Origin of the sequence: Streptomyces sp. CB02414 (assembly GCF_001905385.1) — a bacterium.
Lineage (GTDB): Bacteria > Actinomycetota > Actinomycetes > Streptomycetales > Streptomycetaceae > Streptomyces.
In genome coordinates this window covers 119,273-143,683 of the sequence record NZ_LIPF01000014.1, presented here as the reverse complement: position 1 = coordinate 143,683, position 24,411 = coordinate 119,273, and the positions used below count along the sequence as shown (strand labels likewise).

The window sequence follows — 24,411 nt, the reverse complement described above, 5'->3', positions numbered from 1 at the left end:
CGCGAGGGCACCACCATCGCCCCCCTCATCACCCGCCTCAACACCATCCGCCGGGCCCATCCCGCGCTGCACCGGCTCAGGAACCTCCGCTTCCACCACACCGACAACGACGCCCTCATCGCGTACAGCAAACGCGAGGGGTCCGACGTCGTGCTGGTGGTCGTGAACCTCGACCCACACCTCACCCAGGAGGCCACGATCTCGCTCGACATGCCGCAGCTCGGCCTGGACTGGCACGCGTCGGTGTCGGTCCACGACGAACTCACGGACGAGACCTACCACTGGGGCCGCACGAACTACGTGCGGCTGGAGCCCGGCCGGGCCCCCGCTCACGTCTTCCACCTCCGCCGGCCGTCCGCCGCCGCGCCCGGGAACGAAGGGTCCGCAGCCTCATGACCGTGAACGAGCCCGTCCCGGACAAGTTCGAGGACACCCCGGCCAAGGACCGCGACCCGGACTGGTTCAAACGAGCCGTCTTCTACGAGGTCCTCGTCCGCTCCTTCCAGGACAGCAACGGCGACGGCATCGGCGACCTCAAGGGTCTGACCGCCAAGCTGGACTACCTGCAATGGCTGGGCGTGGACTGCCTGTGGCTGCCGCCCTTCTTCAAGTCACCGCTGCGCGACGGCGGCTACGACGTCTCCGACTACACCGCCGTACTGCCCGAGTTCGGTGACCTGGCCGACTTCGTCGAGTTCATCGACGCGGCCCACCAGCGCGGCATGCGCGTGATCATCGACTTCGTCATGAACCACACCAGCGACCAGCACCCGTGGTTCCAGGAGTCCCGCAAGAACCCCGACGGCCCCTACGGCGACTACTACGTCTGGGCCGACGACGACACCCGGTACGCCGACGCCCGCATCATCTTCGTCGACACCGAGGCCTCCAACTGGACCTACGACCCGGTCCGCGGCCAGTACTACTGGCACCGCTTCTTCTCGCACCAGCCCGACCTGAACTACGAGAACCCGGCCGTGCAGGAGGAGATGCTGGGCGCGCTGAAGTTCTGGCTGGACCTCGGGGTGGACGGCTACCGGCTCGACGCCGTGCCCTACCTCTACGCCGAAGAGGGCACCAACTGCGAGAACCTCCCCGCCAGCCACGCCTTCCTCAAGCGCGTCCGCAGCGAGATCGACGCGCACTACCCCGACACCGTGCTGCTGGCGGAGGCCAACCAGTGGCCGGAGGACGTCGTCGACTACTTCGGCGACTTCGCCTCCGGCGGCGACGAGTGCCACATGGCCTTCCACTTCCCGGTCATGCCCCGCATCTTCATGGCCGTCCGCCGCGAGTCCCGCTACCCCGTATCCGAGATCCTCGCCAAGACCCCCGCCATCCCGTCCGGCTGCCAGTGGGGCATCTTCCTGCGCAACCACGACGAGCTGACCCTCGAGATGGTCACCGACGAAGAGCGCGACTACATGTACGCGGAGTACGCCAAGGACCCGCGCATGCGCGCCAACATCGGCATCCGGCGCAGGCTCGCCACCCTGCTCGACAACGACCGCGACCAGATCGAGCTGTTCACCGCGCTCCTCCTGTCCCTGCCCGGCTCGCCGATCCTCTACTACGGCGACGAGATCGGCATGGGCGACAACATCTGGCTCGGCGACCGGGACGCCGTACGGACCCCGATGCAGTGGACCCCGGACCGCAACGCCGGCTTCTCGACCTGTGACCCGGGGCGCCTCTACCTGCCCACGATCATGGACCCGGTCTACGGCTACCAGGTGACGAACGTCGAGGCGTCCATGGCCTCGCCCTCGTCCCTGCTGCACTGGACCCGCCGCATGATCGAGATCCGCAAGCAGAACCCTGCCTTCGGGCTCGGCACCTACACCGAACTGCCCTCCTCCAACCCCGCCGTACTGGCCTTCCTGCGGGAGTACGAGGACGACCTGGTGCTGTGCGTGCACAACTTCGCGCGGTTCGCCCAGCCGACCGAACTGGACCTGCGCGAGTTCGCCGGACGCCATCCGGTGGAACTGTTCGGCGGGGTCCGCTTCCCGGCGATCGGCGAGCTGCCGTACCTGCTGACCCTCGGGGGCCACGGCTTCTACTGGTTCCGGCTCACCCGAGTCGCATCCCGCATCGGCCGCCGCGTTTGAGCGTGGGCCGAGGAAAGGACGCGTCACCATGCCGAAGACCGCACCCCTGCGCCCGAGACGTACCCATCTCGCCGAGCCCATGGCGTCGCTCGGCGGGCTGCTGCGCGAGTGGCTGCCGCGCCAGCGCTGGTTCGCGGGCAAGGACCGGCCCGTGGCCGAGCTCGGTCTGCTGTCCATGACCGAGCTGTTCCCGGGCTGTCTGCACCTCCTGGTGCACACCGGGCACGGACCCGTGCCCGCCCCGGGCGGCGCTCCCCCGGCCGGCGACTGCTACCAGTTGCTGCTCGGGGTGCGCGAACAGCCGTCGCCGCGTCTGGGCCGGGCCGTCATCGGGCAGGTGCAGGACGGTCCGCTGGCCGGCCGGACGGTCTACGACGCCCTGCACGACCCCCGGACGGCCCAGCTGCTCCTGGAACGTCTGCGGCACCCCGGCAAGGCGGGGCCCCTGCGCTTCGAGGCCGACCCCTCGCGGCCGGTGCCCGGCGGACTGGCGCCGCGGCTGCTGGACGCCGAGCAGTCCAACTCGTCGCTGATCTACGGGGACGAGTTCATCCTGAAGCTCTTCCGGCGCGTCCAGCCCGGTGTCAACCCGGACCTGGAGGTGCCGGACGCGCTGGCCCGGCAGGGCTGCGGCCGGGTCCCCGCGCCGGTGGCGTGGGTGCGGACCACCCATCCGTACGACGCGACGCTCGGCGTGCTCCAGCCGTTCCTCAACGACGCCGCCGACGGCTGGACCCTGTCCCTGAACGCGCTGGCCGCCGGGGACGACTTCACGGTGCAGGCCCACGAGCTGGGGCGGGCCATGGCGGACGTCCACCTCGCGCTCGCCGAGGCCTTCCCGTCCGGTGCCCCGGGGGAGAACGGCCGGACGGCGGCGGCGATGACCGAGCGGCTGACCGCCGCCGCGCACTGCGTACCGGCGCTCCAGCCCTTCGTCCCCGGGCTGCGGGCGGCCTTCGCCGCACTGTCCACCTGCGACTCGGGGCCGCCCGCCCAGCGCATCCACGGCGACCTGCACCTGGGGCAGGTGCTGCGGGCCGGCCGGGACTGGTTCGTCATCGACTTCGAGGGCGAGCCGTCCCGTCCGCTGTCCGAACGGCGCAGCGCCCACTCCCCCGTCCGCGACATCGCGGGCATGCTGCGCTCCTTCGACTACGCCGCCCGGCAGCGCCGCCCGTGGCGCCCCGAGTGGGCGCGCCGCTGCCGGGAGGCGTTCTGCGCCGGCTACGCCGCCCGCGCCGGGTGGGACCCCCGCAAGAAGCACGGCCTGCTGCGCGCCTACGAGACGGACCGCGCCGTGTACGAGGTGCTGTACGAGGCCCGGCACCGCCCCGACTGGCTTCCCGTACCCATGGCGGCGATCGAACGACTCGCCGTGAGAGGAGACTGACCCGTGGCCCTCCGCGACACCTCGATCCCCGAGCCGTCCGGTCCTGTCCCGCCCGCGTCCGGGGCATGCGGAACCGCCCCGCCCCTCGACCCGGTCGACCGGGGGCGCCTGCTGGCGGGCGCCCACCACGACCCGCACGCCCTGCTCGGCGCCCACCCCGTTCCTGGTGGCATCGCCTTCCGGGCGCTGCGTCCGTTCGCCCGCGCGGTGAGCGTGGTCGTCGACGGCGAGCGCCACGCCCTCGTGTCGGAGGAGGACGGCCTCTTCTCCGGTGTGCTGCCGCTGGCGGAGATGCCCGCCTACACCCTCGTGGTGGCGTACGAGGAGGGCGAGCAGGAGACGCACGACCCGTACCGCTTCCTGCCCGCTCTCGGCGAGCTCGATCTGCACCTGATCGGCGAGGGCCGGCACGAGCAGCTGTGGCAGGCGCTCGGCGCGCACCCCATGACGCACGAGGGGGTCACCGGCACCCGGTTCACCGTGTGGGCGCCGAACGCGCAGGGGGTGCGCCTCGCCACGGACTTCACCCACTGGGACGGCACGGCCTTCCCGATGCGTTCGCTCGGTTCGTCCGGCGTGTGGGAGCTGTTCCTGCCGGGCGTAGGTGAGGGCACCCGGTACAAGTTCGAGATCCACTCCCGGTACGGGCACCGGTTCCTCAAGGCCGACCCGATGGCCCGCGCGGCCGAGGAGCCGCCGAACACCGCGTCCGTGGTGACCGCCTCCGCGTACGAGTGGGGCGACGCCGAGTGGATGCGCACCCGTGCCGGCACGCCGGTGCACGAGGCGCCGTTCTCGGTGTACGAGGTGCACCTGCCGTCCTGGCGGCCGGGGCTGACCTACCGCGAGCTGGCCGACGTGCTGCCCGCGTACGTCAAGGATCTCGGCTTCACCCACGTCGAGCTGATGCCGGTCGCCGAGCACCCGTACGGCCCGTCCTGGGGCTACCAGGTCACCGGGTTCTACGCGCCGACCGCGCGGCTCGGTTCGCCGGACGACTTCCGGTTCCTGGTCGACGCGCTGCACCGCGCGGGGATCGGCGTGATCATGGACTGGGTGCCGGCGCACTTCCCGAAGGACGACTGGGCGCTGGCCCGCTTCGACGGTGATCCGCTGTACGAGCCCGGGGACGAGCGGCGCGCGACCCACCCGGACTGGGGGACGTACACCTTCGACTTCGCCCGCACCGAGGTGCGCAACTTCCTGGTCGCCAACGCCGTGTACTGGTGCGAGGAGTTCCACATCGACGGGCTGCGGGTCGACGCGGTCGCCTCGATGCTCTACCTGGACTACTCGCGCGACTCGGGCCAGTGGGAGCCCAACGTGTACGGCGGCCGGGAGGACCTGGCGGCCATGGCGTTCCTCCAGGAGATGAACGCGACCGTCTACCGGCGCTGCCCCGGCGTGGTGACCATCGCCGAGGAGTCGACCGCGTGGGGCGGGGTGACCCGGCCGACGGACACCGGCGGGCTGGGCTTCGGCCTGAAGTGGAACATGGGCTGGATGCACGACTCGCTGGAGTACGTCGCGCACGAGCCGGTGCACCGCAAGTACCACCACCACGAGATGACGTTCTCGATGGTGTACGCCTACAGCGAGAACTACTGCCTGCCGATCTCCCACGACGAGGTGGTGCACGGCAAGCAGGCGCTGGTGTCGAAGATGCCGGGCGACTGGTGGCAGCGGCGGGCGAACGTGCGGGCGTACCTGGGCTTCATGTGGGCGCACCCGGGCAAACAGCTGCTCTTCATGGGGCAGGAGTTCGCGCAGGGCGCGGAGTGGTCGGAGAAGCAGGGCCCGGAGTGGTGGCTGCTGGAAGAGGGGTACCACTCGGCGGGCGACCACCGCGGCGTCCAGGACCTGGTGCGCGAGCTGAACACCCGCTACGCGCGGACGCCGGCCCTGTGGCAGCGCGACACCGATCCGGCCGGTTTCCGGTGGGTGGCCGTGGACGCGGCGGAGGACAACGTCTTCGCGTTCCTGCGGTTCGGCGCCGACGGCGCCCCCCTGCTCGCGGTGTCGAACTTCTCCCCGGTGGTCCGGCACGAGTACGCGCTCCACGTCGGCGACGACGCCACCGCCTGGCAGGAGGTCCTCAACACGGACGCCGAGGGCTTCGGCGGCAGCGGCGTGGGCAACCCGGACCCGGTGAAGCCGGAGGACGGGAGCGTCCGGATCACGCTTCCCCCGCTGGCGACGGTGTGGCTGGTGCCGTACGCCCTGTGAGGCCCTGCGGCACGACCAGGTGTCCGGCCGCCGAGCCGGGGCATTCGGTGGTCCTACGGACGGGACAGTCCCGCCGTCGCCGCGACCGGGCCCGCAGAAAGGCGGCATCACGTGCGTACCGTCGGAGTGGAGGAGGAGCTCCTCCTGGTCGACCCCGAGTCGGGTGAGCCGAGGGCGCTGTCCGCCGCCGTGCTCGCCCGGGCCTCGCTGGACGACGCCGAGCAGGACGTGTTCGAGAAGGAGCTGCACGAGCAGATGCTCGAGTTCGCCACGCATCCGCAGGCGGACATGGGGCGGCTGCACGCGGAGATCGTCCGCTGCCGCGAGGAGGCCGGGCGGCACGCCGGCGACATCGGCTGTGCCGTCGCCGCGCTCGCCACCTCGCCGCTGCCGGTCAGCCCGGCCGTCGGCATGAACCACCGCTACCGGTGGATGGCCGAACAGTATGGCGTGGTGGTCCACGAGCAGCTGGTCCTGGGCTGCCACGTGCACGTCTCGGTGGAGTCCGACGAGGAGGGCGTCGCGGTCATCGACCGGGTGCGGCCGTGGCTGTCGGTCCTGGCCGCGCTGAGCGCGAACTCACCGTTCTGGCAGGGCAAGGACTCCGCGTACAGCAGCTACCGCAGCCGGGTCTGGCAGCGCTGGCCGTCGGCCGGTCCCACGGAGCTGTTCGGGTCGGCGGAGACCTACCACCGCCGGGTCGCCGACATGGTCGCGACCGGCACCATCCTCGACGAGGGGATGATCTACTTCGACGTCCGGCTGTCCCAGCGGTACCCCACGGTCGAGTTCCGGGTCGCGGACGTCTGCCTGGACGCCTCGACGGCCGTCGTCGTCGCGGCCTTGGCCCGTGCGCTGGTGGAGACGGCCGCGCGGGAGTGGCGCGAGGGCGTCGCCCCGGCCGGGCCCAGCGTGAGCCTGCTGCGCCTGGCGGCCTGGCGGGCCGCCCGGTCGGGGCTGACGGAGGAGCTGCTGCATCCGGCAACGATGCGGCGGATGCCGGCGGAGACGGTCGTACGGGCGCTGCTGGAGCACGTCGGGGAGGCGCTCGCCGCCTGCGGCGACCTGGGCCTGGTGCGGGACGGCGTCGCCGGTCTGCTGCGGCACGGCAACGGGGCGCGGGTGCAGCGCGGACTGCTGGAGCGCACCGGCAGCCTGCGGGACGTCGTCACCGAGTGCGTACGGCGCACGCAGGCGGTCTGAGACGCCCCGGCGGTGTGCCGGTGCTCCGCGGCCGTGCCTTGAGAGCATCAGGGCGTCAGAGCATCAGGACCAGGGCGTACCCCAGGAAGCCCGCCGCGACGAGCGCGACGAGGACGAGGATCACCGTCAGCGGTGCCATGGCCCAGCCCTTGGACGGGTTGTTACCCTCCCACGGGCCTGCCTCGGACATGCTGCTCTCGCCCGGCGGGGTCTCGCCGGGCGGCACGCCGCCGCCCGGCTCCAGTCCGGTGCTGCGTTCGGGTTCCGGGTCCGGATTCGTGTGGGTCATGTCCCCCGGGTCCCCCGATCCGCCGAGATCACCGGGCGGGAACACTTCTGTAGTCCCGGCCCCCCGTGACCACCGCCTCGGCTAGATTCAGCACCGCCGTTAACGGTGCTCGTCGGCGGTGTCACCGTCCGTACATGTCAGGAGCCAGCGCATGCTCGACCCCGCTCTCGCTCCCCGGGCCGCCGGGCCCCTGACCGGCGGGCTCGCCGACAGGCTCTTCGAGACGGCCGCCCGCACGCCGACCCTGCCGATGCTGGCCCGCCGTCCCGCGCCGGACTCCCCGGTCTGGCAGGAGGTGACGGCCGTCGAGTTCCGCGACGAGGTCGTCGACGTGGCCAAGGGCCTGATCGCGTGCGGCATCTCGCCGGGCGACCGGGTCGCGATCCTGGCCCGCACCCGTTACGAGTGGACGGTCTTCAGCTACGCGCTGTGGACGGTGGGCGCCGAGGTGGTGCCGATCTACCCGACCTCCTCGCGCGACCAGGTCGAGTGGATCCTGCGGGACGCGGGCTGCGTGGCCGTGGTGGTCGAGGACGAGCAGAGCGTGATGACGGTCGGCTCGGTGTGCGCGTCGCTGCCCGCGCTCCGCCACGTCTGGCAGCTGGACGCGGGCGCGCTGGACACGCTCGTGGCGCGCGGCGAGTTCATCCCGTACGCCACGGTCGACTCCATGCGACGCATCGTGCCGCCGGACGCCACGGCGGTCGTCGCCTACACCTCGGGCACCTCGGGCCGCGCCATGGGCTGCGCGCTGAGCCACCGCGGGCTGGCCAGTCCGTGCGACACGCTGATCGAGGGCTGGGGCCACACGGTGGCGCCGCCCGGCGAGCAGGGCGCGGTCCTCGCCTTCCTGCCCTTCTCGCACGTGTACGGGCTGATGATCCAGAACCTGTGTGTCCGGGGCGGGCTGCTCATGGCGCACGAACCGGCGACGACCGAGGAGGCGCTCGCCTCGGCCCTGCGCTCCTTCCGCCCGACGTACTTCTACGCGGTCCCGTCCGTCCTGGAGAAGCTGTACAAGAATTTCCTGCGCACCGCGCAGCAGGCGGGCCGCGGAGCGCTGTTCGAGCGGGCCGCCGGCACGGCGCGGGACTTCGCCGCCGCGCTGGAGCGCCGGCGGCTGGGCCAGGGGCCCGGGCCCGGCTTCGACCTGCGGCTCCAGCACTCCCTGTTCGAGCGGACGGTCTACCGCCGGCTGCGGAGCGCGCTGGGCGGCCGGGTGCGCCGCGCGACGTGCGGCGGTTCGCCGCTCAGCCGTGAGCTGTCCCTGTTCTACGAGGGCATCGGCGTCTACGTCCACGACGGCTACGGGCTGACCGAGACCAGCGGCGGGCTGACCATGCAGCCGCTGGGGCGGGAGAAGTCCGGCACCGTCGGCCAGCCGCTGCCCGGCATGGAGATCCGCCTGGCCGACGACGGGGAGATCCTGGTGCGCGGGCCGTCGCTGTTCCAGGGGTACCTCGGCGACGAGGCGGCCACCCGCGAGGTGCTGCGCGGCGGCTGGCTGGCCACCGGGGACCTCGGTCACCTGGACGGGGAGAACTACCTGGCGATCACGGGACGCAAGAAGGACGTCATCATCACCAGCGGCGGCAAGAGCGTGGCGCCGGCCGCCCTGGAGCAGCGGCTGCGCATGCATCCGCTCGTCCACCAGGCGGTGGTGGTGGGCGACAACCGGCCCTGCGTCGGCGCCCTGATCACGCTCGACCCCGAGTTCCTGACCCACTGGCGGGCGGGTCTGGCGTTGCAGGGCGACGCCCCGGCCCGCGAGGCGCGGGAGGAGAACGCGCTGCGCGAGGAGGTGGCGCGGGCGGTGGCCGCGGCCAACAGCGCCGTGTCGCGCTCGGAGTCCATCCGGGTCTTCCGCGTCCTGCCCGAACCCTTCGACGTGTCCAACGGGCTGCTGACCCCGTCGATGAAGCTGCGGCGCGACGAGATCGTACGGACCTACGCCTTCGAGATCGACGCGATGTACGAGGCCCGGCCGCACCGGCGTCCCAGGACGGTGCCCGAGGAGCCGGCCGGCTGGGAGGACTCGGACAACGTGTTCTTCCGGTGACGGCGGCGGAGGCGTCACCCGCGGCCCTCGCACCCGGACCGTGGCGATCGAGGCGCGTAGCCTCGATCGGCACGGGAACTACAGACGAAGGGAATGCGAAGAAGGGACGACGTCCGGCTGGTGCCGGGCCGGGAAGGCGAGATGGCAGCCGAGTCGCGTTGGGACAGGACACTGGCTTCCGAGGAGATCACGAACCGCACCGCCAGCTTCACCGGGGAGCTGCACAATGTGACCGGTGCGCGCCTGGTCGCGGAGGAGTTCCTCTACGACCTGGCCCGTGCGGCACCGCCCGCACAGCCCGAGCACTGGGACGACATCCTGCTCGTCGTCACCGAACTGGCGGCGAACGCGGTGCAGTACGCCCCCGGGCCTTTCCAGCTGCGGTTGCGGCGTACCTTCGACGGCGTGCACGTGGTGATGCACGACACCAGTACGACGGAGCCCGCGCCGCGCCCCTTCCATCCGAGCAGCGGCGGCGGGGGCATCGGCTGGCATCTGATCCATACCCTCTCCGACCAGGTGAGCGTCGTCACCGGCGAGCGGGGCAAGGACATCCACGTCTTCCTGCCGTGGTGAGCGGCGCCCGGCTCCGTCAGGGAGCGCCGGCGTCGCGCAGCGGCACCAGCACGCTGATCGTCTTGCCGCCCGCCGGCCGGCGGTCCACGGCGATGTCACGGGCCAGGCGGGCCACCAGCGGCCAGCCGTAGCCGCTCCCGCGGTGCCGGGTGGGGAACGCGTACGCGGCACGCGGCACGACCGCGCTGTGGTCGTGGACGGCGATCCACATCCCCTCGTCCGTGGGCCGGACCTCGAAGCCGGCCAGTCCCTCGCCGTGGCGGATCGCGTTGGTCACCAGCTCCGAGACGACGAGCAGCAGGTCGACGACGTCCTCCTCGCGCACCCCGCGGCCCGCTCCCCACTGCGCACGCGCCACCGACTCCGCGTACGCGCGTGCCGCCGCCGCGCTGGTCACGGCGGTGGAGGCCGGCCCGTCGGGCGCCGTGACGCCGGACGAGGCCGTGGTGATCCCGTCGGTTGGTTCCATGTCAGTGGTGTCCCTGGTGTTCGCCGTGCTGTCGTTCGGCACCGGGTCAGTCCGCGGAGGTCTCCCGCGGCGGCAGCCGATGGTAGTAGTCGCCGACGGACGCCAGATACTGCCGGTCCATCGTCTCGCTGTCGGTGCGGAACCGGGGCGCGGCCTTGACCTGTGCCCTGGTGCAGGCGACCGTGACCGTGCGTGCCCCGGGGTCGATGCCCCTGACCATGCCGACCGGCACGAGCACGCTGCGGCCGAAGACCCAGACGCCGGTGTCCACGATCAGGTGCCGCATGCCGAAGTGCTCGGCCTGCCGGTCCACGTGCCCGATGGTGCCGTCGGTGGCGACGACGGTGCAGCCGGTGAGGTCCTGTCCCTCCACATGACCGCTTTCCGCCGCGTACGACCAGATGCTCTCCATCGGCACGCCTTCCCTTCCCTCCCGCATCGATCCGACCGTGCTGACGACTGCGGGGCCGGGCGACGCCACGGGCCGGACCGGCTCCACAGCAGCAGATACCCGGCCGGGCCCGCCGCATTCGGCCCCCGTTCGATCAGGCCGCTCCATCGGGTGACGCCCGGCTTTCGCCGGCGCCCGCGACCCGGGGCGGCCTCTGGGCTATTTTTCTCCTGAGCAGATCCTTCAGCAGTTCCGTGAACTGCGGGAACGCACGCACAGGTGACCGGACCGCGCCATCGGGTCCGGAGGGGGTTGTCGAGTCCTCGTACCGGGGGCTCCTGGGGAGCGGAACGAGGGTGCGCATGACCAGCGACAGCACCGGAACCGTCGATACGGGTCCGGGCGATCAGGAGCTGCGCCGTCTCCTGGCGGGCCTCACGGCCGTCCGGGACGGTGACTTCGGCACCCGTCTGCCGGACGAGGCGGACGGCCTGATGGGCGACATCGCCAAGGTCTTCAACGGCATGGTGGACCAGTTGTCCGTGTTCACCTCGGAGGTCACCCGGGTGGCCCGCGAGGTCGGCACCGAGGGCACCCTCGGCGGTCAGGCCCGGGTGCCCGGGGTGTCGGGCACCTGGGCCGACCTGACGGACTCGGTCAACGCGATGGCGGGGAACCTGACCACCCAGGTCCGTGACATCGCGCAGGTGGCCACGGCGGTGGCCAAGGGCGACCTGTCGCAGAAGATCGACGTGGACGCCCGCGGCGAGATCCTGGAGCTCAAGAACACCATCAACACGATGGTCGACCAGCTCTCCGCCTTCGCCGACGAGGTCACCCGCGTCGCCCGCGAGGTCGGCACCGACGGACGGCTCGGCGGCCAGGCCGACGTGCAGGGCGTCAAGGGCACGTGGCGCGACCTCACCGACTCGGTGAACTTCATGGCGGGCAATCTGACCGGCCAGGTCCGCAACGTCGCCCAGGTGGCGACCGCGGTGGCCAAGGGCGACCTGTCGCAGAAGATCACCGTGGACGCCCGCGGCGAGATCCTGGAGCTCAAGAACACCATCAACACGATGGTCGACCAGCTCTCCGCCTTCGCCGACGAGGTCACCCGCGTCGCCCGCGAGGTCGGCACCGAGGGCAACCTGGGCGGGCGGGCCCAGGTGCGCGGGGTGTCGGGCACCTGGAAGGACCTGACCGACAACGTCAACTCCATGGCCAACAACCTCACCGGCCAGGTCCGCTCCATCACGCAGGTCGCCACCGCCGTGGCCAAGGGCGACCTCTCCCAGCGGATCACCGTCGAGGCCAAGGGCGAGGTCGCGGCGCTGGCCGACGTGATCAACACGATGGTCGACACGCTGTCCGCGTTCGCCGACGAGGTCACCCGGGTCGCCCGCGAGGTCGGCACCGAGGGCCGCCTCGGCGGTCAGGCGCACGTGCCCAACGTCGCGGGGACCTGGAAGGACCTCACCGACAACGTCAACTCCATGGCCAACAACCTCACCGGCCAGGTGCGCAACATCGCGCTGGTGACGACCGCGGTGGCGCGGGGCGACCTGTCGAAGAAGATCGACGTCGACGCGCGCGGCGAGATCCTGGAGCTGAAGACGACCATCAACACGATGGTCGACCAGCTCTCCGCCTTCGCCGACGAGGTCACCCGCGTCGCCCGCGAGGTCGGCACCGAGGGCCGCCTCGGCGGTCAGGCCGAGGTGGAGGGCGTCTCCGGCACCTGGAAGCGGCTCACGGAGAACGTCAACGAGCTGGCCGGCAACCTCACCCGCCAGGTCCGCGCGATCGCCGAGGTGACCTCCGCCGTCGCCGAGGGCGACCTGACCCGCTCCGTCAACGTGGAGGCGTCCGGCGAGGTCGCCGAGCTCAAGGACAACATCAACTCCATGGTGGAGTCGCTGCGCGAGACGACGCGGGCCAACCAGGAGCAGGACTGGCTCAAGACCAACCTGGCCCGCATCTCCGGGCTGATGCAGGGACACCGGGACCTGCCCGTGGTCGCCGAGCTGATCATGGACGAGCTGGTGCCGCTGGTGTCGGCCCAGTACGGCGCCTTCTACCTGGCGGAGGACGGCGAGGCCGGTCCCGAGCTGCGGCTCGTCGGCTCCTACGGCTACCCCGAGGACTCGGCCAGACCCACCCGTATCGCCTTCGGCCGCACCCTGGTCGGGCAGGCCGCGCGCAGCCGGCGCACCATCGTGGTGGACGAGGTGCCGTCCGGTTACGTGACCATCTCCTCCGGTCTCGGCGAGGTGGTGCCGTCCGCCCTGGTGCTGGTGCCCATCGTGGTCGAGGGCCAGGTCCTCGGTGTCATCGAGCTGGCGTCCGTCGCACCGTTCACGCAGATCAACCGCGACTTCCTGGAACTGCTGATGGAGTCCATCGGCGCCAACGTCAACACGATCGTGGCCAACGCCCGCACCGACGAGCTGCTCGCCGAGTCGCAGCGGCTGACCGCCGAGCTGCAGGCCCGCTCGGCGGAGCTCCAGGTGCAGCAGGAGGAGCTGCAGCACTCCAACGCCGAGCTGGAGGACAAGGCGTCCCTGCTGGCGGCGCAGAACCGGGACATCGAGGCGAAGAACCTGCAGATCGAGCAGGCGCGGCAGGAGCTGGAGGCCCGGGCCCAGCAGCTGTCGCTGGCATCGAAGTACAAGTCGGAGTTCCTGGCCAACATGAGCCACGAGCTGCGGACCCCGCTCAACAGCCTGCTGATCCTGGCCCAGCTGCTCGCGCAGAACCCGTCGCGCAACCTCACGCCGAAGCAGGTCGAGTACGCGGGCATCATCCACTCCGCGGGCTCGGACCTGCTCCAGCTGATCAACGACATCCTGGACCTGTCGAAGGTCGAGGCCGGGAAGATGGACGTCACCCCCGAGCGCGTGACACTGCGGCAGCTCATCGAGTACGTCGAGGCCACCTTCCGGCCGATGACGACGCAGAAGGGCCTGGAGTTCACGGTCTCGACGGCCGCCGGAGCGCCGGCGGACCTGCTGACCGACGACTCGCGGCTGCGTCAGGTCCTGCGCAACCTGCTGTCCAACGCGGTGAAGTTCACCGAGCGGGGTGGCGTGGAGCTGGCCGTCGAACCGGCGCCGGACGACGAGGTGCCGGCGGGTGTGGTCCGGGGCGGGGCGGTGGTGGCCTTCCGGGTGAAGGACACGGGCATCGGGATTCCGGAGCAGAACCTGGAGTCGGTCTTCGGCGCCTTCCAGCAGGCGGACGGCACGACGAGCCGCAAGTACGGCGGCACGGGGCTCGGCCTGTCCATCACCCGGGAGATCGCCCAGCTGCTGGGCGGCGCCGTCACCGTGGAGAGCACCCCCGACCGGGGCAGCACCTTCACGCTGTTCCTGCCCGTGGCCCGGCCCGACTTCGAGGAACTGCTGGCCCACGGCCCGGAGCAGCCCGACGCCGAGTCGCCGGCCGACGCGCTGTCCCGCCCGGCTGCGGTGGCCGAGCTCACCGGTGGCCACCGGCAGCGTCCCCGGCGGCTGCTCGTCGTGGAGGAGCGCCCCCGGGGCCTGCTCACCCTCGTCGCGGAGAGCGTGATCGCCGACCTGACGCACGGGCGGGACGACACGGGCGTCAGGCCACCGCTCGACGTGATCACGGCCGTGGGCGCGCAGGAGGCCGCCGGTGCGCTGGCCGCCGAGCCGTGCCACTGCGTCGTCCTGGAGCTGGGCATGCCGGACGCCGAGGCGTCCCGCTTCCTGCGGGCCCTGCGGGGCGACTCGGCGCTGGCGAGCGTGCCGGTGCTCGTGCACAGCGGTCACCGCGCGGACGCCGCCCTGGAGGAGGACCTGCGCTCCGGCCCCGGGGGCGGGGCGCTGGAGTTCCTGTCCAGCCTCGACGAGCTGCGCGAGCGCATCGCCCTGCACCTGGCCGCCGAGGAGCCCGGGGACGTGCTGTCGCTGGTCCGGTCGGAGGAGCCGCAGCACCTCGCCCCGCACGCGGTGGACGACTCGCCCGGCGGGCGCACCGTCCTCGTCGTCGACGACGACGCGCGCAACCTCTTCGCGCTCAGCGGCATCCTGGAGCTCCACGGCTTCCGGGTGCTGCACGCGGAGAACGGGCGCCGGGGCATCGAGACGCTGGTGGACCACCCGGAGGTCGCGCTGGTGCTGATGGACGTGATGATGCCCGAGATGGACGGCTACACGGCGACGGAGGAGATCCGCCGGATCCCGCGGTACGCCGAGCTGCCGATCATCGCGGTCACGGCGAAGGCCATGCCGGGCGACCGGGAGAAGAGCCTCGCCTCGGGCGCCAGCGACTACGTGACCAAGCCGGTCGACACCCAGGACCTCATCGCCTGCGTCCGACGGTGGCTGCCCGCATGAGCGCGTCCGAACAGCCCCGCGAGCCGGGCGGCGCCGCGCCCCGGGACGCCTCCGCCGCGCCGCCCCCGGCGTCCGGGCCGCCGCACTCCTGCGCGGTGGACGGCCCGGCGGCCCCTCTGCGCGGCATGACCCCGCTGTCGCCCGTGGGCCGGCTGGCGGCCACGGTGGAACGGCTCAGCCGCGAGGTGCGGGCCGCCCAGGCCGAGGCGGAGGGCCGGGCCCTGATCGAGCTGGCCAAGGGCGTCCTGGTCGCCCGGCTGGGCTGCGGTCCGGCGCAGGCCGCCCGGCAGCTGGCCGAGCTGGCCGAGCAGTCCCAGGTGACGCCGCTGGAGTTCGCCGTCGACGTGATCAACCAGGCCGCCCGGGACCGGGTGTCGGAGGTGACGGACGCGTTCCTCACCGCCACCGCCGCCGTACGCGGTGCGGACGCCGACGACGGCGCGGACACCGGGGCGGCGGGCGCGGAGTCGGCCGCCGTGCGCCTCAGGGCGGCCGAGAGCGGCGCGCTGGCCGCGGGCGACACCCAGGCCGTCGCCGACGCCCTGCTGAAGCAGGCGCTGCGTCCGCTGGGCGCGGCCGCCGTGGCCATCTGGGCGGCCGGGTACGACGGGTCGCTGACCCTGGCCGGCAGCGCGGGCTTCTCCGCGGCCGAGGCCACCCGCTGGCACTACGTGCCGCCGGACGTGACGACGGTGGCCCGGTGCGGGCTGGCCGAGCGCACGGGCCAGTGGTTCACCTCCCTGGCCGAGACCGGGCTGCCCAGCGTGGGCCGGCACCAGTACCCGGACGGCGGCCGGGTCGCCGTGCCCGCCGGCACCGGGGGCCGCATCCACGGCGTGCTGGAGATCGTCTGGCCGGCGCCGCTGGCCCCGCAGCCGCCGCAGGTGGTGCGCCAGGTGGAGGCCTTGGCGGAGCTGTGCGCGCACACCCTGGAGTCGTACGTGCCGGCGCACGGCGCCGGGCAGGAGCCCCGGCTCATGCCGGACGCGGTGGAGCTGATGGACCTGGCCGACGGGCTGTACGACCCCGCGCTGGTCCTGGTGCCGCATCTGGACGCCGACGGGCATCTGGCGGACTTCCGCATCCAGCACGTGAACGAGAGTTTCCTGGACCCGGCCGGCCGGCCGCGTGCCGTCGTGGGGGGCGCGCTGCTGCTGGAGGCCTACCCGATGGCCGCCGGGGACAGCGAGCTGTTCCAGAACGTGGAGCGGGTGTACGCCACCGGCGAGCCGTTCCGGGCGCGGCGCATCAACCTCACCGCGCTGGTGGACCAGGTTCCGCTCTCGGCGGTCGCGGACATCAGCGTCAGCCGGCACGGCAACGCCGTCCTGCTCATCTGGCGCATCGAGGACGAGACGGCCCGGCTGGCCAGCCTGCTCCAGCACGCCCAGCGCCTCGGCCGCATCGGCGGTTTCGAGGAGAACCTGCTCACCGGTGAGATCACCTGGAACGGGCAGCTGTTCGACCTCTACGGGCGCCCCCGGTCGAGCGCCCCGGTGCCGCTGGAGGAGCTGACCGCGCACGCCCACCCGGACGACGCCGTCACCATCGGCCGGTTCCTGCGCACGCTGCTGCACCACCGGCGGCCGGCGTCGGCGGCGTTCCGGCTGCAGCGGCCCGACGGGGTGACCCGGCACGTGCGGGTGGTCGCCGAACCGGTCCTGGACACCGACGACCGGCTGCTCCTCGTACGCGGGGCCTATCAGGACATCTCGGCGCAGCACTGGACCGAGGTGGCGCTCGCCGCCACCCGCGACCAGCTGGCGCACACCGAGCAGCAGGCCATCGAACGCGCCCGGCTGACCCTGCAGCTCCAGCACGCGATCATGCCGCCGTCCCAGACCCCGCTCGAGATGCCCGACCTCCGGGTGGCCGTCCGGTACCGGCCCGCGGAGACCGAGCAGCTGGTGGGCGGCGACTGGTACGACGCCGTGCGGCTGCCGAACGGGCTGGTGCTGCTGTGCGTGGGCGACGTCTCCGGCCACGGCATAGAGGCGGCGACCAGCATGGTGGTGCTGCGCAACGCGCTGCGCGGCCTGGCGGTGACCGGTGCCGGTCCGGGCCAGCTGCTGTCGTGGCTCAACATCGTGGCGCACCACCTGACCGGCGGCATCACCGCCACGGCGGTGTGCGGCCTGTACGACCCGGCCCGGCGCACGCTGCGCTGGGCCCGCGCGGGGCATCTGCCGCCGGTGCTGGTCCGGGGCGCCGAGGCGGGGCCGCTGCCGCTGGTCAAGGGGATGCTGCTGGGCGCGGCGGCCGAGGCGTCGTACGAGGAGGACGAGGTGCAGCTGGCGGCCGAGGACACGCTGCTGATGTACACGGACGGTCTGATCGAGCGCCGCGACCGCTCGGTGGAGGAGGCGCTGGCCCAGCTCCTGAACACGGTCCGTCCGGCGCCGGACTCCCTCGACCAGCACCTGGACCGGCTGCTCACCTACAGCAGGTCGGACACGGACGACGACACGTGCCTGGTGGGCATCCGGGTCGGGTGACGCGGGGCATGCACGTCCGGTCCTGACAGGGGGGTGTGACGGACGGATTCGCGGGTAACCGCCGTGCGCGGTGGGACATCACGCTCCACCGCCCGGCCGCATTGTTGGAGGTACACGTGCCCATAGCCCAGAACCCGCTGTCCGTCGAGGTGACGCTGGAGCGGGAGGAGGTCGCGCTGCTCAAGGTGGCGGGATACCTGGACGTCGACACGGCGACCGAGTTCCAGCACCACCTGGCCAACCAACTGCACCACGGGCGGCGGCACTTCCTGCTGGATCTGTCGGAGGTCCCGTTCATGGACTCCTCCGGCATGAACATCATTCTGCGCGTCTACCAGGAGGCCCGCGAGCTGCCGGGCAGCGTGCACATCATCGCCCCCACCGCGGCGGTGCGACGGGTGCTGGATCTCACGGGAGTGAGCATCACGGTGCCGGTCTCGGAGAACGTCGACGAGGCGCTCTCCCGCGTCGACGCCCAGCCGGAGGGTCCGCAGATACCGGAGGCCTGAGTTCCTGCCCTGCCCGACGCTCATCCGGACCGTTCGTGCGGGAGCAGGTGTCGTGCGAGGTCGGCGGGTGGTTACAGTTGACGCCCGGCAGAGACACGTCGCCGCCGCGCAGCCTTATGGGCGCTGCGGCGCAACGCGGATGAGGGAGTGGGACAGGTGCCGGATCAGGCGGAGGGAACGGCGGGATCGCCGACGCACGAGGTCAGGGACTTTCTGCGGCGCCGCCGTGAGCAGATCGCCCAGCGATGGGCGGACGAGCCCTTGTTCCGGGCCGTGTTCACCGTCTCCCGCGACGAGGCGGTCGAGGCGGGCAGGACCGTGGTCGACGCCCTGGCCCAAGTCGCGGACGCGGACCGGGTCGAGGACCCGGACGCCGCCGGATTCACCGCGGTGCGCGAGCAGTTGGCCCGGATGGGCGCGGCCCGGTCCCGGGCGGGGCTGAGCACCGCCCAGGTGTCGAGCGAGCTGGCCACCCTGCGTCCGCCGGTCGAGAACCTGCTCCTGGCCGATCTCCCGGACGCGTCGGCCGAGCACGCCCGGGACTGCGTCACCACGCTGAGCGTGCTGATGGGCACCCTGCGGGTCGTGGTCATGCAGACGGCGCTCAGCGAGGGGCAGGCGCTGATCGACCGCCAGCGGCTGCAGCTGCTGGAGGTGGCCACTCCGGTGATCAAGCTGTGGGACGGCATCGTGGCCGTCCCGCTGATCGGCACGCTGGACAGCGCCCGCAGCCAGGTCGTGATGGAGACGCTGCTCGAGTCCATCGTCGAGCAGCAGGCGCGGTACGCGATCCTGGACATCACCGGGGTCCCGACCGTCGACTCGCTGGTGGCCCAGCACCTGATGAAGACGGTCGCGGCGGCCCGGCTGATGGGCGCCGAGTGCATCGTCTCCGGCATCCGGCCGGCCATCGCGCAGACGATGGTCCACCTCGGTCTGGACCTGGGCACCGTGGTGACCCGGGCGAGCCTCGCCGACGCGCTGGGCTACGTGCTGCACCAGCTCGGGGTCGGGATCGTGACCCCAGGGGCGAACGGCACGGTCACGCGGTGAGCGGGGCGTTCCCGGGGCCCCACGGGGGTCCCGTGACAGGTCATGTCCCGGTGCTCAGGCTCGGCGAGGTGCTGCTGGTCACCCTTCAGGGGGACCTGCACGACAGCACGGCCCAGCAGCTCCAGCAGGACCTCGCCGAGACCATCTCCCGCAGCGGGGCGAGGGGCGTGGTCATCGACATCTCCGGGGTGGATATCGTCGACTCCTTCCTCGGCCGGGTGCTGGCCGAGATCGCCGGGCAGACCGAGCTGCTGGCCGCGCGGACCGTGGTCGTCGGCATGCGGCCGGCGGTCGCCATCACCCTGGTGGAGCTGGGCCTGACGCTGCCGGGAGTGCACACCGCGCTCAGTACCGAGGTGGCCATGGAACTGCTCACGGAGCACGCGCCGTCGTCCCGCTACGGCGGCCTGCGCCGGGAGAGTTTGTGATGCCCACCACCGCGGGCGCCCAGGCCCGCCTGCCGATCCGTTCGGACATGGATCTGGTGTGGGTACGTCAGCACGTGCGGCAGGCGGCCGCGCAGCTCGGCTTCGGTCTGGTGGACCAGACCAAGCTGGTCACGGCGGCCAGCGAACTGGCCCGCAACACGCTGGTGTACGGCGGTGGCGGGACGATGGAGACGGAGCCGGTCACCGAGGGCGGTGCGCAGGGCCTCCGGCTGACCTTCAGCGACGAGGGGCCGGGCATCGCGGACCTGGAGCAGGCGCTCAGCGACGGTTTCACCTCGGGCGGCGGGCTGGGCATGGGGTTGGGCGGAGCGCGGCGGCTGGTGCACGACTTCGCGATCGAGAGCGATCCGGGGGCGGGCACGACCGTGCGGGTCACCTCCTGGGTGGGCCGGGCTCCCCGCCCGCGTGAGGAGACCTGATGCCGCGCGTGTGGGACGTACCGGTGCACGACTCCACCCGGGTGCGCGACGCCCGGGTGGCCGCGGAGCACGCGGCGTCCGTGGCCGGACTGGACGAACAGCGCACCGCCACGGCGGCGCTGGTGGCGACCGAGCTGGCGACCAATCTGCTCAAGCACGCCGGGGGCGGCCAGGTCCTCATCGACGTCGTCGCCCCCGCGGTCCTCGCGTCCGGCCGGGAGCGGAACCTGCTCGTGCAGGTCGCGACGGTCGACCACGGTCCCGGGATCGCCGACGTGTCCGCCGCGCTGAGCGACGGCTTCACCACGACGGGCTCCCTCGGCGCCGGTCTCGGCACCTGCGCCCGACTGTCCGACGACTTCGACCTGCACAGCGTCCCCGGCCGGGGCACGGTGGTGGTCGCCCGGATCGGCCCCGTACTCGGCGTCACGGCCCGTGACCGGGGTCCGGCGGCCCGGGTGCGGGCCGGGGCCGTGAACGTGCCGTTCGGTGGTGCGGAGTACTCGGGCGACGCCTGGGCGTGGGTCCGCTCCGGGGACCGGGTGACGTTGATGCTGGCCGACGGGCTGGGCCATGGCCCGGAGGCCGCCCGTGCCTCCACCGCCGCCGTGGAGGCGCTGCGCGGCGCGGCGCATCTGTCGCCGGCCGAGGCGCTGCGGCGGCTGGACACCGCGCTGTCCGGGACCCGCGGCGCGGCCGTCGCGGTGGCCCAGGTCGACACCGGTGCCTCGGTGCTCCGCTTCGCGGGCGTCGGCAATATCGGGGCCCGGCTGTGCGAGAACGGCACCTGGCGGCACCTGGTCTCCCGGCCGGGCATCGTCGGCACCCACCGGCCCACCACTCTGCGCGAGGAGGAGACGGCTTGGGCGGACGACCGGGTGCTGGTCCTGCACAGCGACGGCCTGCCGAGCCGCTGGACGCCGACGGACGACACCTGCCGTACGGTGGTCGATCCGGCGGTCGCGGCGGCCGTGACGGTCCGGGACGCCAGCAGTCCGGCCCGGCCGGTGCGGGACGACACCGCCGTGGCCGTGCTGGCCTCGACCCCGCCGGACGGCCCATGACCCGTACCTGGCAGATCACCGACATCACCGACGCGGCGCGGGCACGCATCGCCACCGCGCGCCTGGCCGCGGCCTACGGCGTGCCGCCGCTGGAGCGCGCCCGGCTGCTGGCCTCGCTCGGCGCGCAGCTGCGGCTGTGCCTGACCAAGGGCGGTACGTGGCGGCTCACGCTGGAGGCGGGCACGGCCTCGCCCGCCACTGCGGAGGCGGAGGCCGGCCGGGGTGTGCTGCACGCGGTGGTGACACCGTCGCGCGACGCCGCGGCCGCCGGCCAGCCGCCGTGGCGGGTCACGGTGCCCTGCCCGGAGGCGGTGCCGGCCGCCGAGGCGGACGTCACGGTGGACGACCCGGCCGCGCTGGCCGAGGCCCTGCTCGGGGCCGACGAGGACACCGCGCTGGTCCTGGACCGGCTCACCGAGCAGGAGCACCTGGTCGACTTCCACCGCGAGGAGCTGCAGCAGACCAACCAGGGCGTGGTGGCGCTGCACGCCGAGCTGGACGCCGCCGGACGGGCCCAGCGGGAGGCGTTCGCCGCCGAGCGCAAGGCGCGCACGGAGGCGGAGAACGCCCGGCGCCGGCTGACCTTCCTGGCGGACGCGAGCGCCGTGCTGACCGCGTCGCTGGACCACCACGAGATCGTGCGCCGGCTGCCGGAGCTGCTGGTGCCCGAGTACGCCGCCTCCGTCGACGTCTGGCTGTTCGACCAGGACGGCGACCGGCCGGGCCCCGCCCATCCGGCGGCCGCCGTGGTCGCCGCCCGCACCGGCCGGCCGCAGTACGCCGCCCCGCATCCGGGCGACCTGCCGGGCGTCGACGACCAGCCGCCCTCGGCGCTGGCTCCGGACCGCCCCCTGCTGTGCATCCCGCTGCCGACCCGGCAGGCGCCGCTCGGCGTGGTGACCCTGTCGCCGCCCGGGGAGCGCTGGGACCCGGACGACGCCGTGATGGTCATCGAGCTGACCCGGCGGGCCAGCATCGCGATCGACCACGCCCAGCGCTACCAGCACAACCGCGACATCGCGGAGACGCTCCAGCGGGCCCTGCTCACGGAACTGCCCGCCCCGCCGGGGCTCGCGATGGCGGCGCGCTACCTCCCGGCCACCCACGGGCTGAACATCGGCGGCGACTGGTACGACGCGTTCCGGCAGCCGGACGGCGGCGTCATCGCCGTGGTCGGCGACGTCACCGGGCACGGGCTGCGCGCGGCGGTGATGATGAGTCAGCTGCGTACGGCGCTGCGGGCCTACGCCGTCGACGGCGGCAGCCCCGGCCGGCTCCTGACCCGGCTGCACACGTTCCTGCACCACCTCCAGCCCGATCTGTTCGCCACGGCCGTCATCGCCCGCTTCCACCCCGACGAGCCCACCCTCACGTGGGCCGCCGCCGGCCATCCGCCGCCGGTGCTGCGTACCCCGGACGGGCGGGTCCGGACCCTGGATGCCAAACCGGGCGCGATGCTGGGCATTCCACTGAAGCAGGAAATCGCCGACCACACGGTGCCACTGGCGCCGGGTTCGACACTCGCCCTGTACACGGACGGCCTGGTGGAGCGGCGCGCCCGGGGCATAGACCCGGGCATCGCACGGCTGGCCGAGGCGCTGGGCTCGTTCGGCCCGGCGGCGCTGGAGGCGGACCTGGAGGGCTCCGCGGACGGCATCCTGAGTCCGCTGCTCAGCGACTCGGAGCGGGACGACGACGTCTGTCTGCTCCTCTGCCACCTCCGCGGCACCCGCTGACCCCGCTCCGCCGGCCGGGCACCGCTCGCCCACCGGAAAGTTCCCGCCCGTTCACCCCCGCCCGGTGCGCTCCGGGCCGGGGCGGGGCATGGTGGTGATCAGGAGGTGTCGCCTGCCTGCCGCGCCCGGCTGGCCGGATCCGGGCGGGCGCGATGGGATCGACGAGGTGCGAAAGAGCGATCCGGGGGCACGCGAACGGCGTTCGCGGCAGACCCCCGGAGCCGCAGAAAGGGATGAACACCGTGACACGACCCAGGATCCTGGTGGTCGGCGCAGGTTTCGCCGGCGTGGAGTGCGTCCGTCGTCTGGAGCGCAGGCTCTCCCCCGGCGAGGCCGAGATCACCTTGGTGACACCCTTCTCCTACCAGCTCTATCTGCCGCTGCTGCCCCAGGTGGCGTCCGGTGTGCTGACTCCCCAGTCGATCGCGCTGTCCCTGCGCCGCAGCAGCAAGTACCGCACCCGGATCATCCCGGGCGGCGCCATCGGCGTGGACCTCAAGGCGAAGGTGTGCGTGGTGCGCACCATCACCGACCAGATCGTCAATGAGCCGTACGACTACATCGTGCTGGCGCCCGGCAGCATCACCCGCACCTTCGACATCCCGGGGCTGACCGACCACGCGTTCGGCATGAAGACGCTGGCGGAGGCCGCGTACATCCGTGACCACGTCATCGCGCAGCTCGACCTCGCCGACGCCAGCCAGGATCCCGTGGAGCGGGCCTCGCGGCTGCAGTTCGTGGTGGTCGGCGGCGGGTACGCGGGCACCGAGACCGCGGCCTGTCTGCAGCGGCTGACGCACGCGGCCGTCAAGCGATACAGCCGGCTCGACCCGGGCCTGATCAAGTGGCACCTGATCGACATCGCGCCCAAGCTCATGCCGGAGCTCGGCGAGAAGCTCGGGCGCGACGCGCAGGAGGTGCTCACCCGGCGCGGCATCGAGATCTCGCTCGGCGTCTCCATCGAGAAGGCCGGCCCCGAGGAGGTCACCTTCACCAACGGCCGGGTGGTGCCCACCCGCACGCTGATCTGGACCGCCGGTGTGGTGGCGAGCCCGCTGATCGCCACGCTCGGCGCGGAGACGGTCAGAGGACGGCTCGCGGTGACCGCCGAGATGTGCCTGCCCGACCACGACGGGGTGTTCGCGCTCGGCGACTCCGCGGCCGTGCCCGACCTCGCCAAGGGCCAGGAGGGCGCCGTCTGCCCGCCCACCGCCCAGCACGCCATGCGGCAGGGCCGGCACGTCGCCGAGAACGTCATCGCCACCCTGCGCAACCAGCCGATGCGGCCCTACGTCCACAAGGACCTGGGTCTCGTCGTCGACCTCGGCGGCACCGACGCGGTCTCCAAGCCGCTCGGTGTCGAACTGAAGGGCCTGCCGGCCCAGGCGGTGGCCCGCGGCTACCACTGGTCGGCGCTGCGCACGGGCGTGGCCAAGGCGCGGGTGGCGGCCAACTGGGCGCTCAACGCGGTGGCGGGCGACGATTTCGTGCGCACCGGCTTCCAGGCCCGCAAGCCGGCCAAGCTGCGGGACTTCGAGTACACGGACGCCTACCTGACGCCGGAACAGGTGCAGGAGCGCGTCGCGGAGGCGGGCCGGGCACGGCTGTGACCCC

At 72.7% G+C, this 24,411-nt stretch carries 19 protein-coding genes; 16 read left to right on the top strand and 3 right to left on the bottom strand.

Annotated features, from left to right (window positions below; all coding sequences use genetic code 11):
• The 5 genes from AMK11_RS34840 to AMK11_RS34820 all read left to right on the top strand — a co-directional run.
• The coding region (locus AMK11_RS34840; protein ID WP_143194607.1) for a DUF3459 domain-containing protein at positions 1-396 on the top strand (396 nt) is incomplete at its 5' end.
• A complete protein-coding gene (treS, locus tag AMK11_RS34835) occupies positions 393-2,111 on the top strand; it encodes a maltose alpha-D-glucosyltransferase (protein WP_073732132.1) in 1,719 nt (572 codons plus the stop codon). The genes AMK11_RS34840 and treS, both read left to right, overlap by 4 nt.
• A 28-nt stretch (positions 2,112-2,139) precedes the next feature.
• Positions 2,140-3,501 carry a maltokinase N-terminal cap-like domain-containing protein gene (locus tag AMK11_RS34830; protein ID WP_073732131.1) on the top strand — a complete coding sequence of 454 codons (1,362 nt, stop codon included), beginning with the start codon at positions 2,140-2,142 and terminating at the stop codon, positions 3,499-3,501.
• A gap of 3 nt (positions 3,502-3,504) precedes the next feature.
• Positions 3,505-5,727, top strand: a complete 2,223-nt coding sequence (glgB, locus tag AMK11_RS34825; protein WP_073732130.1) for a 1,4-alpha-glucan branching enzyme — start codon at positions 3,505-3,507, stop codon at positions 5,725-5,727.
• Between the two features lie 111 nt (positions 5,728-5,838).
• On the top strand, positions 5,839-6,930 hold the full coding sequence (locus AMK11_RS34820; protein ID WP_073732129.1) for a glutamate--cysteine ligase 2: 1,092 nt from the start codon (positions 5,839-5,841) through the stop codon (positions 6,928-6,930).
• A 55-nt stretch (positions 6,931-6,985) separates the two neighbouring features.
• On the opposite strand, the gene AMK11_RS34815 is transcribed toward AMK11_RS34820, so the two are convergent.
• Positions 6,986-7,219: a DUF6480 family protein gene (locus tag AMK11_RS34815; protein ID WP_073732128.1), complete on the bottom strand. Its 234-nt coding sequence runs from the start codon at positions 7,217-7,219 to the stop codon at positions 6,986-6,988.
• Positions 7,220-7,370: 151 nt separating this feature from the next.
• Here AMK11_RS34815 and AMK11_RS34810 point away from each other — a divergent pair, with 151 nt between their 5' ends.
• Both AMK11_RS34810 and AMK11_RS34805 read left to right on the top strand, forming a co-directional pair.
• Complete coding sequence (locus AMK11_RS34810) at positions 7,371-9,278, top strand: AMP-dependent synthetase/ligase (protein ID WP_073732127.1); 1,908 nt, start codon at positions 7,371-7,373, stop codon at positions 9,276-9,278.
• Positions 9,279-9,419: 141 nt separating this feature from the next.
• Complete coding sequence (locus AMK11_RS34805; RefSeq protein ID WP_073732126.1) at positions 9,420-9,854, top strand: ATP-binding protein; 435 nt, start codon at positions 9,420-9,422, stop codon at positions 9,852-9,854.
• Between the two features lie 16 nt (positions 9,855-9,870).
• On the opposite strand, the gene AMK11_RS34800 is transcribed toward AMK11_RS34805, so the two are convergent.
• Both AMK11_RS34800 and AMK11_RS34795 read right to left on the bottom strand, forming a co-directional pair.
• Positions 9,871-10,323 (bottom strand): ATP-binding protein, encoded by a 453-nt coding sequence (locus AMK11_RS34800; RefSeq protein ID WP_073732142.1) that lies wholly within the window; start codon positions 10,321-10,323, stop codon positions 9,871-9,873.
• 46 nt (positions 10,324-10,369) lie between these two features.
• Positions 10,370-10,735, bottom strand: coding sequence for a PRC-barrel domain-containing protein (locus AMK11_RS34795; RefSeq protein ID WP_079187887.1), 366 nt, complete (start codon positions 10,733-10,735; stop codon positions 10,370-10,372).
• A 341-nt stretch (positions 10,736-11,076) separates the two neighbouring features.
• Between AMK11_RS34795 and AMK11_RS34790 the strand changes: the two genes are divergently transcribed.
• From AMK11_RS34790 to AMK11_RS34750, 9 genes are all read left to right on the top strand, one after another.
• A complete protein-coding gene (locus tag AMK11_RS34790; protein WP_079187886.1) occupies positions 11,077-15,072 on the top strand; it encodes a HAMP domain-containing protein in 3,996 nt (1,331 codons plus the stop codon).
• Complete coding sequence (locus tag AMK11_RS34785) at positions 15,069-17,567, top strand: SpoIIE family protein phosphatase (RefSeq protein WP_073732123.1); 2,499 nt, start codon at positions 15,069-15,071, stop codon at positions 17,565-17,567. Before AMK11_RS34790 ends, AMK11_RS34785 begins: the two co-directional genes overlap by 4 nt.
• A gap of 116 nt (positions 17,568-17,683) precedes the next feature.
• Positions 17,684-18,076, top strand: a complete 393-nt coding sequence (locus AMK11_RS34780) for an STAS domain-containing protein (RefSeq protein ID WP_073732122.1) — start codon at positions 17,684-17,686, stop codon at positions 18,074-18,076.
• Between the two features lie 156 nt (positions 18,077-18,232).
• The gene (locus AMK11_RS34775) at positions 18,233-19,129 is read left to right on the top strand and encodes an STAS domain-containing protein (protein WP_073732121.1); all 897 of its coding nucleotides are present in this window, start codon (positions 18,233-18,235) and stop codon (positions 19,127-19,129) included.
• Entirely contained in the window at positions 19,126-19,557 is a 432-nt protein-coding gene (locus tag AMK11_RS34770; RefSeq protein ID WP_073732120.1) for an STAS domain-containing protein, read from the top strand. The genes AMK11_RS34775 and AMK11_RS34770 overlap by 4 nt, the downstream gene beginning before the upstream one ends.
• On the top strand, positions 19,557-19,997 hold the full coding sequence (locus AMK11_RS34765) for an anti-sigma regulatory factor (RefSeq protein ID WP_073732119.1): 441 nt from the start codon (positions 19,557-19,559) through the stop codon (positions 19,995-19,997). Before AMK11_RS34770 ends, AMK11_RS34765 begins: the two co-directional genes overlap by 1 nt.
• Positions 19,997-21,061, top strand: coding sequence for an ATP-binding SpoIIE family protein phosphatase (locus tag AMK11_RS34760; protein WP_073732118.1), 1,065 nt, complete (start codon positions 19,997-19,999; stop codon positions 21,059-21,061). Before AMK11_RS34765 ends, AMK11_RS34760 begins: the two co-directional genes overlap by 1 nt.
• Positions 21,058-22,797, top strand: coding sequence for a PP2C family protein-serine/threonine phosphatase (locus tag AMK11_RS34755; protein ID WP_073732117.1), 1,740 nt, complete (start codon positions 21,058-21,060; stop codon positions 22,795-22,797). The genes AMK11_RS34760 and AMK11_RS34755 overlap by 4 nt, the downstream gene beginning before the upstream one ends.
• A gap of 233 nt (positions 22,798-23,030) precedes the next feature.
• Positions 23,031-24,407: an NAD(P)/FAD-dependent oxidoreductase gene (locus AMK11_RS34750; RefSeq protein WP_073732116.1), complete on the top strand. Its 1,377-nt coding sequence runs from the start codon at positions 23,031-23,033 to the stop codon at positions 24,405-24,407.
• The last annotated feature ends 4 nt before the right edge of the window (positions 24,408-24,411 follow it).